This is a genomic window from Pseudoalteromonas sp. HF66 (assembly GCF_011806445.1).
In the GTDB taxonomy this organism is placed as follows: domain Bacteria; phylum Pseudomonadota; class Gammaproteobacteria; order Enterobacterales; family Alteromonadaceae; genus Pseudoalteromonas; species Pseudoalteromonas apostichopi.
The window spans coordinates 1-13,939 of sequence record NZ_JAATOU010000028.1 but is presented as its reverse complement, the minus strand read 5'-3'; the positions used below and the strand labels follow the sequence as shown (position 1 = coordinate 13,939).

The 13,939-nt window shown below is 43.0% G+C and carries 10 protein-coding genes; 4 read left to right on the top strand and 6 right to left on the bottom strand.

Going from position 1 to position 13,939, the window contains the following annotated elements; genetic code table 11:
- Position 1 precedes the first annotated feature (1 nt).
- Positions 2 to 307, bottom strand: a complete 306-nt coding sequence (locus HCZ11_RS18450; protein WP_130049957.1) for a metalloregulator ArsR/SmtB family transcription factor — start codon at positions 305 to 307, stop codon at positions 2 to 4.
- A 132-nt stretch (positions 308 to 439) separates the two neighbouring features.
- On the opposite strand from HCZ11_RS18450, the gene HCZ11_RS18445 reads away from it, so the two are divergent.
- The 3 genes from HCZ11_RS18445 (at position 440) to HCZ11_RS18435 (ending at position 2,827) form a co-directional block, all read left to right on the top strand.
- Complete coding sequence (locus HCZ11_RS18445; RefSeq protein WP_054562832.1) at positions 440 to 628, top strand: DUF2892 domain-containing protein; 189 nt, start codon at positions 440 to 442, stop codon at positions 626 to 628.
- Position 629: 1 nt separating this feature from the next.
- The gene (locus HCZ11_RS18440; protein WP_167659170.1) at positions 630 to 974 is read left to right on the top strand and encodes a rhodanese-like domain-containing protein; all 345 of its coding nucleotides are present in this window, start codon (positions 630 to 632) and stop codon (positions 972 to 974) included.
- Between the two features lie 62 nt (positions 975 to 1,036).
- Positions 1,037 to 2,827: an alkaline phosphatase gene (locus HCZ11_RS18435; protein ID WP_167659169.1), complete on the top strand. Its 1,791-nt coding sequence runs from the start codon at positions 1,037 to 1,039 to the stop codon at positions 2,825 to 2,827.
- Here HCZ11_RS18435 and HCZ11_RS18430 read toward each other — a convergent pair.
- The 5 genes from HCZ11_RS18430 to HCZ11_RS18410 all read right to left on the bottom strand — a co-directional run bounded on the left by HCZ11_RS18430 (position 2,824) and on the right by HCZ11_RS18410 (position 11,945).
- On the bottom strand, positions 2,824 to 3,366 hold the full coding sequence (locus HCZ11_RS18430; protein ID WP_167659176.1) for a PH domain-containing protein: 543 nt from the start codon (positions 3,364 to 3,366) through the stop codon (positions 2,824 to 2,826). The two genes, HCZ11_RS18435 and HCZ11_RS18430, sit on opposite strands and share 4 nt — an antisense overlap.
- A 97-nt stretch (positions 3,367 to 3,463) precedes the next feature.
- Entirely contained in the window at positions 3,464 to 7,780 is a 4,317-nt protein-coding gene (gene pulA, locus HCZ11_RS18425; protein WP_167659168.1) for a pullulanase-type alpha-1,6-glucosidase, read from the bottom strand.
- A gap of 22 nt (positions 7,781 to 7,802) precedes the next feature.
- Positions 7,803 to 10,697 (bottom strand): TonB-dependent receptor, encoded by a 2,895-nt coding sequence (locus HCZ11_RS18420; RefSeq protein ID WP_167659167.1) that lies wholly within the window; start codon positions 10,695 to 10,697, stop codon positions 7,803 to 7,805.
- 186 nt (positions 10,698 to 10,883) lie between these two features.
- Complete coding sequence (locus HCZ11_RS18415) at positions 10,884 to 11,501, bottom strand: LysE family translocator (RefSeq protein WP_167659166.1); 618 nt, start codon at positions 11,499 to 11,501, stop codon at positions 10,884 to 10,886.
- Positions 11,502 to 11,540: 39 nt separating this feature from the next.
- Positions 11,541 to 11,945: a DUF3224 domain-containing protein gene (locus HCZ11_RS18410; RefSeq protein WP_130049963.1), complete on the bottom strand. Its 405-nt coding sequence runs from the start codon at positions 11,943 to 11,945 to the stop codon at positions 11,541 to 11,543.
- Between the two features lie 77 nt (positions 11,946 to 12,022).
- Between HCZ11_RS18410 and HCZ11_RS18405 the strand changes: the two genes are divergently transcribed.
- Positions 12,023 to 13,795, top strand: coding sequence for an ABC transporter transmembrane domain-containing protein (locus HCZ11_RS18405; RefSeq protein WP_167659165.1), 1,773 nt, complete (start codon positions 12,023 to 12,025; stop codon positions 13,793 to 13,795).
- Positions 13,796 to 13,939 lie beyond the last annotated feature (144 nt).

Here is a 13,939-nt window from a genome sequence, read left to right as displayed (position 1 = left end):
CTTAATTACCTTTGCAAAATAAGCCATGTAGGGTCGCTAAGATCGATACCACGTTTTTATCAACCACGCGATAATAGATAGTTTGGCTTTCACGTCGAGTCGAGACTATCTGCGCTTTTCTCAGCGCCGCTAAGTGTTGCGATAATGCTGACTGTGCCAACGGCACAGCTTCGTTTAATTCGCTCACGCTCATTTCACCATCTTGCAGCGAACATAAGATCATCAAGCGATTTTTATTCGCCAATATCTTTAGCATTTGCTCTGCTTGTTCCACATTGTCGGCCATAGCCGCAAAATCGATGTTCATAATCACACTACTCTATATTCTTAAATACCGCTAAAGTATAGATTGATATATTAGAAAAGTCTAATATTAGAATTTACTAATATAGGTTTTTCTAATATATTAAATGCATCACTCTGTTATTGAGGTCTTATTATGAAACTAAATGACGCGCTTCGCCTAATTGCTGGTGTAATGATCTGTATTTCATTGTTGCTACAACAGTTTCACAGTCCGTTGTGGATTTGGTTTACGGTATTTATTGCTCTAAACTTAATTCAATCGGCATTCACTAAGTGGTGCCCAATGATCACTATTTTACGCAAACTTGGCATGGAGGATTAGTATGCTGACACCAATTCCTGACTTAATGAAAATTATTGCTCCAAACCAGCGCCGCATTAACGCTGACCAAGCAAAGCAAGAATTAAGCGAAAATCACGGTTTATTAATAGACGTACGTGAGCCGGCTGAACACGCCACAAAAGCAGCGACAGGTGCTATTAATATCCCGCGCGGTGTACTTGAAATGAAATTAATGGAAATTGAAAAAGATCCTGCAAGGCCAATTTACTTACACTGTGCAAGTAGTGCCCGTGCCACACTTAGTGCCGAAGCACTTACTCGTGTTGGCTACAAAAATGTCACTGTAATCACCTGTAATGCAGAACAAATTTGCCAAGTGTTTTAGCTTCATAGAATAGTAACACTGGTCGGATAAGCTCGTACTTTTCTATTTGTAGGTACAGAGCAATGACTTTTACACGCAGACGCTTTTTAAAAGCATCGGCGGCTGGTTTTGGAGCCGCCGTTTTATCTTTCGGTTTAACTGGCTGTAGTCTTAATGACGATGATGAGGAAACCACAAAGCAGACCCCTGTCAGCTTTGATCACGGTGTTGCTAGTGGCGACCCGCTAGCTGATAGCCTCATCATTTGGACTCGCATAACCCCACTTGAAAACGTCAAAAGTGTTAACGTAGTTTGGCAAGCCTCAACGGATGCTAACTTCACAACTATAAGCCATGATGGCGAAACTCAAGTAAGTGATGCAACCGACTATACCTTGAAAGTTGATCTGCAAGGTCTCGATGCAAACACCACTTATTACTACCGCTTCATAAGTAATGGTAAAACCTCACCCACAGGAGCAGGTAAAACGCTGCCAGTTGACAATATAGAACAAGTAAAATTTGCCGTTATCTCTTGCGCTAACTACCCTGCAGGCTACTTCCATGTGTATGGTGAAATCGCAAAACAAACCGATTTAGATGCAGTACTGCACTTAGGTGACTACATCTATGAATATGGTAATACAGGTTATGCCACTGAAGATGCCACCGAGCTAGGCCGTTTATTACCTGATGACAATAGCGATGAAATCATTTCTTTAGCTGATTACCGCAAACGTTACGGCCATTATCGTAAAGACGAGAACCTACAAGCTGCCCATAGTCATTGTGCATTTATTACTGTTTGGGACGACCACGAAATAGCAAATGATACATGGCACAGTGGCGCAGAAAATCACAACGACGGCGAAGGTGAATTTAGCGAGCGAAAAATGCATGCGCTACAAGCTTATTTCGAATGGATGCCAATACGCAATGTCGCCGATAAAGAACGTATTTATCGACGCTTTGAGTTTGGCAATTTAGTGTCATTACACATGCTCGATACCCGTGTTTTAGCTCGCGATGAACAAATTAACTATGCTGATTTCGATTTGGCCACTAGCCAAGGGCAAACTGACTTTGTTGCAGCAATCAGCTCACCTACTCGTGCTTTATTAGGTAACGAGCAACTCACTTGGCTTACCGATGGTTTAATGACAGCAACAACACAATGGCAAGTACTTGGACAACAAGTGCTGATGACTAAAATGCATTTGCCATTTGAGATTCTGCAATTACTAATGAATATTCAAGTAATTCAAGCTAGCGGTGCTGATCCTTCTGCATTACTCGCTCAAGCAAACACGTTATTTAGTGAGCTTGCGCAAATTAAAGGACGCATTTTAGCTGGAGATCAAAGTGTTACAGCACAAGAGCGAGCACGCGTAGAAACGACAGCGCCTTATAATCTTGACGCATGGGATGGCTATGCTTATGAACGTGAGGTAATACTTGGGACTGCAATTGCAGCGCAAAAGAACCTTGTCGTTTTAGCGGGTGATACACATAACAGCTGGGCAGGACAATTAGTCACTGATGCCAGCAATCCTGTTTCTGCTCAAGCCGCTGCCGGTGTTGAATTTGCGACATCTTCGGTATCTTCACCAGGACTTGAGAACTACTTAGCGTTAAATACACAATCGAGCGAAGCTGTCGCACAAATTGAGCAAGTCATTGCATTGCTGGTTAACGACTTAGCTTATAACAACTTAGTTGAACGCGGCTACTTAACTGTCACTTTTACTCAGCAACAAGCAGTTGCCCAGTGGCATTATGTAAGTAGTGTCAAAACAGCCGATTACACACTGCTTAACGAGCGTCAAAAAGCGCTCAGCGTACAAGCTGGTAGCCCTACTTTACAAATGGCCTAACGCTTTTCATCTAATAGCGTAACTAACATTTGCTCAATGTTTTTTACGCTATAAGTAAGTGAACGTAGCAGTTCTAACTGACTGTCTTCAGGTTGATGCTCTGGTTTAGCGCTGCTAGTTTGAGTCATCTCATCTTTTTGTTTCAAGATTGCTTCGCGAAACTTCTCAGCATCAATCACTCCGAGTAATGATACCAATGCACCTTGCCCCGACTGACCTGCCGTTTCAAAGCTCAGTCGATAGAGACCAAATTGACGCATTAAGGGACCTTGACTTAGTGCTACATCGGTTATTTTTTCAAGTGGGATCGACTTTTCTTCTTTAAAAAAGACACCACGCTTCACCACTAATTTACGAGTTAACAAATTAGCTGACATCGCCGCTAAAATACGCCCTGCCACCAGCCAGATTATTAACGCAACAATGGGAATGAAAGGGATACCTACCATACTAATCATACAGGTAAAAATACCCAGTAATAACCAATACCGTTTTACTTTGGGATCAAAACTGGCACTCAATAAACTGGTTTCTGTCATCATAGACTCCTTGATAAGAGTTATGACAATATACAAACTTTTCATTAAATACAAAAAAAGCCGAGCTAAGCCCGGCTTAAAGGTACTGCAGGGAAAGCTATTCCACTGCTTCAACCGTCACTGTTAGTTTACTCAGATCGGGTCCTTGCACGGTAAAACGGTAATCTCCCGCTGTCGGGATATTCAAGGCGATATTAGCACCAACGGCTTCTAGTAAGGCCGCTTCACCAATCACAGCGACAGGTGCATCACCACTGCCGCCATAATCTACTGTACTCCAATCTTCAGAAGCAACTTTGAACTCATAGTCACCAGCTTCTAATGTCATGGTTGTACTGTACATCGCATCACCTGCATAAATTAGAGGGTTATCCGTTCCCCAGCCATTGACGCTGCCGCGTAAGTATACTTGAGTTTCCCCAAACATTTCTGCGTTGAACACGGCCATAAGAGGCTCTTCGAGATTACTGGCGTCAAATACAAACTGATATTGACCATCGGTTGTAATATCAATTGTCATGTTTGCACCTTTTACTGCAAGCTGTTTTTCTGTGCCTAAAGTCACAGCCGCACTACTCTCACCTGAGCCATAATCCACCGTGCTCCAATCCTCAGAGGCCACTTTGAATTCATAGCTACCTGCAGATAATTGTTTAGTGAAGGTGTAAATACCTTTACCTTGATACATCAACTCGTCACTGGTACCCCAATCGTTTAAGCTACCGCGTACATAAATCGGTGTGCTAACAAATGGCTCTTCGTTATATACCTTAAGTATTGGGTTATCGGTGTCTGTGGCATCGAATGAGAATACATAAATAGCATCCATTGCCGCCGTAAAGGTCATATTGGCACCACTGCGTGTCAATGGCTCATCTTCGCCTTCGATCACTTCAGCATCATCTGCAGAAAGCGCACCAAAATCAACGGTAGACCAATCTTCAGAAGCGACTTTAAACTCATAGCTACCCGCTGTTAGAGGAATCGCAATTTTGTACTCGCCATTACCCACATATTCAAAGCTATTTGCCGTGCCCCAGTCGTTTAATGAGCCACGAACATAAACCGTTGTGCTACCAAATGGCACGATATCTGGCGCACCTACAGTAGCATCCGCACTTAGGCCTTCGCCTTGTGCATCACCTTGTGGTTTCACAAACACTGCAACAGTATATGGCGGAACATTAAAGGTACCTTCACCCTCACCAGCTATAAAGCTTGCCGCTGACATACTTGAGTCAACACTGGCTTTTAAAACAGGGTGAAGCTCAAAACCCGCAGCAGTTGACACCGTATGCGATAAGCTTTGCTCAGTACCGTTCATAACCACTACAATGGCATCGTATTGGCTATCTAGGTCAGTCAACCCAACGCCATCATCGATACTCATCACTACTAAACCTTGCTGTTGACGCTTACCAATATTGTGAAAGCCAACGCGGTCTAAAATGTCTTGCTCTGTGGTTAAACTAAAGAGTGGGCTGGCACTACGAATTGCCAAGAATTCAGTAAATACATTACTTGCGTACTCAATGTCACTTGCCATCGCTTGTGCGTTAGGATTTGCTGAAATAGGCGCAATTTCGCCCCACTTCGCTTGGTTATCTTGCGCAGGCGGTAAACCCACATTCCAGTTATTTGTTTCTTTACTGAAATCAACAAAGTTAAACCAATCACCAGAATCATAGCTGTTACGATCCATTGATTTAGAGCGCAACATATCCGCACCCATTTGCATAAATGGAATACCTTGGCTCATCAGTGGCATAGCTAGAGCCATATTGTGAACACGTACACGCTCTTCAATACTTAAGTTAGTGCCGTGCTTGTATTGCAGCTGATCCCATAGTGTTTCGTTATCATGCTTAGAGACATAGTTAATGCTGTCAGCCGGGTCAAGGGCGTAAGCCGCTGGCTGACCACTCCAGCTAAAGCTGCTGCCTTTTGCTGAATTACCTTTAAAGTCTTTAAGAATGTAGTTTTGTAAGTTACCTGCCAGTGATAAACGCAACGTATCTTGCTCAGATAAGTTGCCATCTGTGGCATTATTGCTAAAGAACGCACCACCGCGAATTGCTTCACGGATACGGTCATTAAAGGTACCTACCTCAGTGCCAGCCATATCCATTTGTTTCGCTTGCACAAATAAACGGTTATCTGCCACTTCACCAAAGTTCCACCCTTCACCGTAGAAATAGGTATCAGGGTCAACTGCTTGCACTGCACTAAGTGCGGTCATAATTGATGCTTTTGGCATATGCCCCATCACGTCAAAGCGGAAGCTATCGTAACCAAAATCACGAGCTAGAATCACCATAGAGTCAGCAACAAACTTATCCATCATGGCATGTTCTGTTGCAGTATTTTCACAACACGTTGAGCGCTCAATATCACCCGATGTTTCGTTATATCTATGGTAATAACCTGGTACCAGTTTATCGAAGACTGATTTGTCCCAAACACCAGATGATGTAGTGTGGTTGTAAACAACATCAAGCACAACACGCAAACCAATTTCTTGTAAAGACTGGATCATCGCACGCGTCTCTTTAACTCGCGCTATACCTTCTGGCGATGAAGCGTAAGAACCTTCTGGAGCAATAAAGTGGTGCGGATCATAACCCCAGTTAAAGCTATCAACACCACGCATTGCATTGGCAAGCGCTTGTGCATCATCTGAGCCAGGTAGGTATGACGCCATAAGGTCAACAATTAATGCGTTTTTGTCTTCGGTTTTACATGCATCTGCATTGTCGTCAATGCGGCTACATAAATCACCTAAGGTTGCGGTAATATCAACACGCTGACTGGCATCTTCATCAATGGTGCCAATATCTGTCAGTGGCAGTAAATGAAAATGTGTTAGGCCATTATCAGCTAGCTTTTTAAGATGTTGCATTGGTGCACTATCAAGCTCAGTAAACGCAAGATACTTACCACGGTTTGCTTCACTGACCGTTTCATCACGCACACTAAAATCACGCACATGGCCTTCGTAAATGACCGCTTGCTCAGGGTAATCAACCGTTGGCACCATACGCTCATCCCAACCGGTCGGTTTAGTATCCTCATCATCAAGGTTAACCAGTTGGCTGTATAAACCATTGGTTGAAACGTTCAATGAATAGGGATCTGTGCTCCATAAGCTTTCAATTTTCTTAGTCGTAGGATGATAAACATCAAACATAAAGCGGTAGTAATGACGATCGTGACTGATATCGAGATTGCTTGACCAAATACCCGTTGTGCTATCAAAAGTCATAGCAAGTTGTTCAAGCTCTGTTTTATCAGCATCATAAAGCGCTAATTTCATATTGCTGGCAGTCGGCGCCCATACCGACACATCAATGCCATTATTGGTGTAATGCACTCCTAGTTGTGCTTCATTAGCGTCACTTTCGCCACTGGTATATAAATCATCGAGGGCTTTAGCTGTTTGCACATAGGTTGCTTCAATTAGCTTGCCATCAGCATCGTAGCCTGCCACAACCAACTGTTGTTTAATAAGCTCTTTTGCTGCAGTTGCATCCCAGCTACCTTGATACGCATTCCATCCAGCAAGGTGTGGCACTTTAGCGATTTGTTCATCACTCAAAGACGTCGATGTAAGCTCAACCACTTGACCATTTAACTCACCGGTATCTTCATCGACAGCTAAATTTGCACTGTTTGATGAGTGTAATTTAATGATGCTTGTCAGCTCATTACTTGGCTGGTAAATCACCGTAGATAAATCAATCCAATGCGCTGATGCACCAGAAATACTCACCGGGCGCTCACCTAAGCTAACAATTGGGTATTCAAATACTGATGGTTCACCATGAATAGTAAAGTTCATTCGTTGGAACTTTTCATCGTCCTGCATCAATGGCATTTTTAAATCGACATCACCAAACGCTTTGCCAGATCCTTCGGTACCAATATGCACGATGAAGTTAGCACACTCGTTATAACCTTCTTTTAGTTTTACAATCCAGTACGCACCATAGTTAGGATCAATACCATCGTATTCATGCCCATTGGCCCAATCAGTGGCATCAAACGGCGCTGCGTACGCATCACAGTCATCATTATTCCATGAGTGAAGACGGTAACCTTCATAGGCATCATCACTGGTGCGGTTATAGAATAAAATGGCTTCATCATCTGCGGGGAAAACCACAGGGTCAGGAAGAGTTGGATCAGCACCAACTACACAGCTTTCATTATTCTCATCAGGTACCGTTGGTGCCGGACAACTAATCGGCGGTGGATCAACACACTCAGTACCCGCTTCATTGGGGACTTGCGGGACACTACAGGTCAATAAAACTTGCCCTGAATCTATATCGTTACTTGCGCCACCACCACATGCAGCTAGCAATACCATGCTGCATGCAATCAGTAAGCGGCTAAAATTAGCTATTATTTTCATGTTTTTATCTCCAGCTTACTGATCAATGGTTATAGGTAAAACCTAGATAAAACTGGCGACCAAAGAATTGCGTGGTCCCTGTTTTACTGGTTGTTCCAAAGTAGCTTTGTGTTGGTTCATCAGTCAGGTTATTCACTTGTAATAACATGCCGAATGAATCTGTGAACTGATACGATGTTTGGAAATCGACAACCGTTTCCGCATCAAAATTCACCACTTGCTCATTGACAGCAACTTGCTCTGAAACAAAGTCATCGCGATAACGCACATTCAAACGTGTTTCAAAGTTTTCATAGCTGTAAAAAAGTGTGCCGTTAAAGACATTGTTTGAAAGGCCAGGCAAATCTTGCGACACAGAATCGCCACCTAAATCAGTAATAGATTGCACTTCGCTCTCGGTATATGAGTAACTAGCGTTAATTCCTAGACCTTCAAACGGTGATGGTAAGAAAGAGAAAACTTGCGTATAGGCAAGCTCAATCCCACGAATATAACCACCTTTGGCATTATTAACCGCAGTAGTGTACACACCATTAGTAGTTTCGATTTGCTCACCGCTGACAGGGTCCACAATGTATTCTGGTACGTTAAAACCATTACCTTTGAAGTCAAAGTTCTCTATGGCTACCGTATCTATGAATGAGTCAATATTCTTATAAAACGCAGCAACAACCAGAGCACCATCTGTGTCTTCAAAGTATTGCTCGTATGAGATATCGTACTGGTCCGCATAGAAAGGTTTTAAGAATGGATTATTGGTACTTGAACCGTTAATTTCGCCGTCATTGTTAACCGATGCACTAGCATCACCTGCTAAACGGTTAATTGGAGCACGCGCCATCACTTTTGCCGCAGCAAAACGAATTTGTGTCGCGTCATTTACTTTAAAATTCAGGTTTAACGACGGTAAGTAATCAGTGTATTTAATACCTAACACGCTAGGCGCATAAAGGTCATTAACAATGCCATTGTCATCGACAATATATTGCGCACCAAGCTGCGGATCGCCACCGACATTTTCAAGTACTGTCGCTGACTGGTCTGTATCAACTCTGCGAATACCAAGGTTACCTGTGACTGGTAGAGTACCAATTTCGGTATCAATATTAAGCATAAAATACGCTGATACCACTTCTTCGTAAACTGATCCGCTTTGTAGCATGGTCCATGAATAGTTAGTAGTATAGCCTTGTGCATTTGGCTCACCATCACCATCTAAATCAACAACACCATCAGCATTACCCCAAGTTTGTACTGGCTGTGGGATACCATCAGGGAACCACGCGTTGAGCGCTTTATCTAAATCTATCGCTAAGTATGATGGGAAATAACTAAACTCACCTTGCCAATCAACCACTGTAGTCATATCGTCAGTTAGACGAAGTGGCGGCTGTGTCGAAGAGAATGCGCCATCGTTACCGTATTCAAATACAGAGCGATTATTACTGTACTCTCGGTCTGAATAACGAGCGCCAAATTCAATTGAGCTAAACCAATTGTTCTCTAACTCATATTTAAAATCGAGTCGAAATGCTTTTACTTCATCTTCATTTTCATACGGATAAATACCGTATTTACTCACCATAACTCGGTCGATATCGCTAAATGCGTCGGCTTGATTAAAGCCAATATCAGGTAAGTTTAAGCCGTTCAATTGATAGTTAAGTGATACATTGGTATCAAACACAGGGTTTTCAACGGTAGCATCTTCTGCAACCAATGCCCAAAGTAAACCATTTCGGAAGTTACTCTTAGCACGTGATAGCGACACGTCAGCGTTCATGTTTAAACGCTCGGTAATTTGCCAATCTGCATTAATACCGTAGCTATCTACTTCATCGAAGTCTTGGTTATCATCATTAACGATTTCAACGCGAGTAAAGCTATTTGATGTGCGGTTAATCGCACCACCAATAACCGCATTACCATCAAGTACTGGGTTAGCATATACAGCAGATGGGCCACCGAACTTAACCCGGAAACCACGGGCAAATGACTCGCTATCAAAACGAGATAAAAACGCATCACCTTTTAATTTAAAGCTATCGGTTGGCGCCCATTCAATCGAGGTTAAATAGCCATTACGGGTTTCTTCACCGCCTAAATGCTGAAGCTCAAAACCCTCGCTGATGTATTCATTAGCAGGGTTATCTGCAGGGCCATCGGTATCATTTGCTAACCCATCAACATCTTTATTGCCGTTATATGCAAAGCCGATAAACTGAGTCGCCACACTTGGCTGGAATAAGCGTGCGTAACCCAATGCGACACCTAATGTATCGTCAAGAAACTTACCTTGGTAAGAGAAGCTAATACGATCGCCGTATTCGGTAGCATCGAATACCTCTGAAGCACGGTCGTTATACATACCCCGCACATTAGCGGTAAATTTGTGTTGCTGGTCATTATCCAATGGGCTGGCTGTTTGTAACTCTACTGTACCCGCTACGCCCCCTTCTATAAGTGATGCTTTGGGTGACTTATACACCGCCGCCGAACTGATTAACTCAGACGGATATTGGTCAAACTCAATACTACGGCTACCACTGGTAGATACTTGCTCACGACCATTTAATGTCGAAAAAACAAATCCACCGGATAAACCGCGGATGTTTATTTCGGCAGCTTGGCCACCGGTACGTACCGCTGAGATCCCCGGTAGCCGTGTTAATGCATCAGCCATCGATACATCAGGTAATGCTCCTAAGTCATCAGCTGATAGTTGCTCAGAGACTGTGTCGCTAAAACGTTTTTGATTTAATGATTGAATTAAGCTGCGACTGAAGCCGCGCACTTCAATTACTTCAAGCTCAGGATCTACTTCCTTTGCCGATGTGCGTTCTTCTTCCGTCGCCGCCATTGCACTATTTGCTGCCACCAAGGCCAGCATAAGCGCACTTAGCTTGAATTTCCCCATTGGATTCCCACCCTGTTGTCGTTGGAGGTGTTGTATTTGTGGTTATTGTTGTTGTCAAAAAACAACCAATAAAGTGTAACCAAAAGGTGAATATTGTGTGATGAATACGTATGCAATAGGAGCTTACTGGGGAGAGCTGCGATCACCTCCCTTTTTATTAGTGGTGTAATCGCAACAAAGAGAGATTTATAGGGTAATAACGACGCGAACTGCTAAGGTAATAAAAATTACCCCTAGCAATTTTTCAAACCATGGATTCGCCTTAGTAAAACCAAAACGCTTTTTTGATATTTCGGTTAACAGTGCAACAAGTAGATACCAGCCTGTATCGAGTACAAACACGGTTAAACACATGATCAACCCGACTTGCAAAGTCAGATTCTCTGGGTCAATAAACTGCGAAAATAGGGCTAGAAAGAATACCGCAAGCTTTGGATTTAAAAAAGCAATGGCAAAACCATCTTGCAAAGCGATGCGAGGACTTGGCTTAGTCTGCTCAACATTCAGTGTTTGCGGGCTAGGTTTAGCTAACAGAATACGAATCCCCAAATAGGCGAGATATGCTGCACCGCCATAGACCAGCACTTGATAAAGCGTTGGTAACTGAGTCATCAGCGCGCCTAAGCCAAGTAACGAGGCACACGCATAAAAACCAACCCCAATACCATGGCTTAACGCCGCTAACATGCCGTTCTTCACACCTCCATGTAGACAGTGCTTTAAAACCACAGCTAAACTTGGCCCCGGAGACATAGCACCCATCACGCAAATTAAAACTAAACTCAACCACTCAGTTAGTGTCATTATTCTTTATTCTCTATTAACAATAAAACTGATGTAATGTTAGTCCATCAGTTGGTATTCAAAGTCATAATAATGAATACCCGATTCAATTCGAATTGCCATTTTACCTGAAATACCTTCAAGCTCTCCAGCACCGGAGTCAGGCACCACTTCTAAAGTTAATCGGTCAGTCCCTTTATCCATAGTGCCAAAATGTTGCAGTACAAAACTACCTTGCTTACCTTCTAAGCTACCAACAACTTGCTCAATTGCTACATAGCCTGCACTGCCTTGAGTTGCAGTCATGGCACTGAGCATTTCGCCTTGGCTTGTTGCCTCTAATGGGCCTGAGAACTGTTTATCAATCGACATGCGTCCTAAATTAACGCCATCTTGACCTGTGGCATAGCCGCCAATTGGGTTTAATTTTACGCTGAATTGACCACTGATCGTTGTAGATTCCATACTAATCCCTTAATAACTGTTGATTTTTAGAGCATTGATAACCATATCTATACCCTATTCACCAATAAGAATCTAGCATGTCTAACAATAAAGAAAAGGCGGCATTTAGCAGCCTGTTACCAATTTTAGCTTTTATAAAACCCTATAAATGGGTGGTGTTTGCAGCGCTTGGCGCCTTGTTGCTTACGGCCGGTGTTAACTTATCACTTGGGCAAGGCGTTAAATTTGTTATTGATCATGGCTTTATTGCTGGCTCACAAGCTCAGCTTCAACAAGCAGTAATGGTACTGATTGGTTTGATTAGCTTATTAGCGGTAGGTACTTTCTGTCGCTTTTATTTAATGTCGTGGATTGGCGAGCGAGTCAGTAACGATATGCGTAAAGCTGTGTTTGATCGTATTGTTACGTTGCACCCAAGCTACTTTGAAGAAAACCGCAGCGGCGAGCTAATGTCGCGTCTCACCACCGATACCACCTTGTTGCAATCTATCATAGGCTCATCTTTTTCAATGGCACTACGCAGTAGCTTAATGCTCATTGGTGGTCTAGCTATGCTACTTATCACCAACTTAAAGCTAACCCTTGTGGTTGTTGCCTGCGTGCCTGTGGTATTACTACCGATGATGATTTTTGGTCGCAAAGTACGAAAGCTCGCAAGTTCCAGCCAAGATGCTATTGCCGATATCAGCACCTATGCAGGTGAGATCATTCAAAATATCAAAGTCGTGCAAAGTTATAGCCATGAAGAGCGTGAAAAAGCGGCATTTAGCGAAGAGACAAACAAAGCGTTTCAAGTAGCGAAGAGCCGCATCAAACAGCGCTCGTTTTTAATTGCTGCGGTTATATTCCTAACCTTTAGTGCCATTAGTGTGATGCTTTGGGTTGGCGGCAGTGACGTATTAGCTGGCACCATGACAGGTGGTGAACTAGGCGCTTTCGTGTTTTACGCAATTATGGTGGCCATGTCTGTAGCAACAGTTGCAGAAGTATATGGGGAACTACAAAGAGCCGCAGGGGCAGCAGCACGATTGTTAGAGCTACTAGCCGTTGAAAGCATGATCCAAAATCCAGATACGAATAACGATGCACAATTTGAAGCAAACAAGCTCACCCACCCTGCTATCCAATTTAATGATGTGTCTTTCCATTACCCTTCAAGGCCTGATAAAGCCGCTTTAAATACACTGAATTTACAGGTAAAGCGGGGGCAAACTGTCGCTATAGTTGGCCCGTCAGGCGCTGGTAAAACCACACTGTTTGAATTACTGCAACGTTTTTACGACCCAAGTTCAGGAAGTATTTCGCTGGCAGGAATAAACATAAAAGCGCTTTCTCTTGATTGCTTGCGCCAGCAAATGGGTATGGTGGCACAAAACCCTATTTTATTCAGCTCGGACGTAATGCATAACATACGCTATGGCAACCCAAGCGCCACCGACGAACAAGTATATGCTGCGGCTAAATATGCCCATGCCGATGAGTTTATTAATCAACTACCTGATGGCTATCACAGCTTTTTAGGGGAGCAAGGTGTCAGGCTTTCTGGTGGGCAAAAACAACGCATAGTCCTCGCGCGAGCAATATTAAAAGACCCAGCTATCTTATTGCTTGATGAAGCAACCAGTGCACTCGATGCACAAAGTGAGTTTCATGTACAAGCTGCGTTAAAGCATCTAATGAAAGACAGAACAACACTCATTATTGCCCATCGTTTAGCAACGGTTAAACATGCCGATGTAATTGTTGTAATGGATAAAGGGGAAATAATTGCAACTGGTACACATCAGCAATTGTTTGAGACTAACCCATTGTATAAACAATTGTGCGAATTACAGTTTAATCGAGATTAAAAAAGAGGAATGTCAGGTTTGAAAGGGCATATCAAACCTGACCACAACTTTAGATGTAATACCAATTAGCTTAATTAAGTAGTCTATTTTGAGGCAATAAAACCTCGTTGATAACAAGGCAAAAATTTCGTTATTTAGTTGTTC

What these genes read in the sequence shown, in the direction of transcription:
- HCZ11_RS18445 (WP_054562832.1), top strand. Translation starts at nt 440, where the DNA reads ATGAAACTAAATGACGCGCTTCGCCTAATTGCTGGTGTAATGATCTGT.
- pulA (WP_167659168.1), bottom strand. Translation starts at nt 7,780, where the DNA reads ATGAAAATAATAGCTAATTTTAGCCGCTTACTGATTGCATGCAGCATG.
- HCZ11_RS18450 (WP_130049957.1), bottom strand. Translation starts at nt 307, where the DNA reads ATGAACATCGATTTTGCGGCTATGGCCGACAATGTGGAACAAGCAGAG.
- HCZ11_RS18420 (WP_167659167.1), bottom strand. Translation starts at nt 10,697, where the DNA reads ATGGGGAAATTCAAGCTAAGTGCGCTTATGCTGGCCTTGGTGGCAGCA.
- HCZ11_RS18410 (WP_130049963.1), bottom strand. Translation starts at nt 11,945, where the DNA reads ATGGAATCTACAACGATCAGTGGTCAATTCAGCGTAAAATTAAACCCA.
- HCZ11_RS18435 (WP_167659169.1), top strand. Translation starts at nt 1,037, where the DNA reads ATGACTTTTACACGCAGACGCTTTTTAAAAGCATCGGCGGCTGGTTTT.
- HCZ11_RS18405 (WP_167659165.1), top strand. Translation starts at nt 12,023, where the DNA reads ATGTCTAACAATAAAGAAAAGGCGGCATTTAGCAGCCTGTTACCAATT.
- HCZ11_RS18430 (WP_167659176.1), bottom strand. Translation starts at nt 3,366, where the DNA reads ATGACAGAAACCAGTTTATTGAGTGCCAGTTTTGATCCCAAAGTAAAA.
- HCZ11_RS18415 (WP_167659166.1), bottom strand. Translation starts at nt 11,501, where the DNA reads ATGACACTAACTGAGTGGTTGAGTTTAGTTTTAATTTGCGTGATGGGT.
- HCZ11_RS18440 (WP_167659170.1), top strand. Translation starts at nt 630, where the DNA reads ATGCTGACACCAATTCCTGACTTAATGAAAATTATTGCTCCAAACCAG.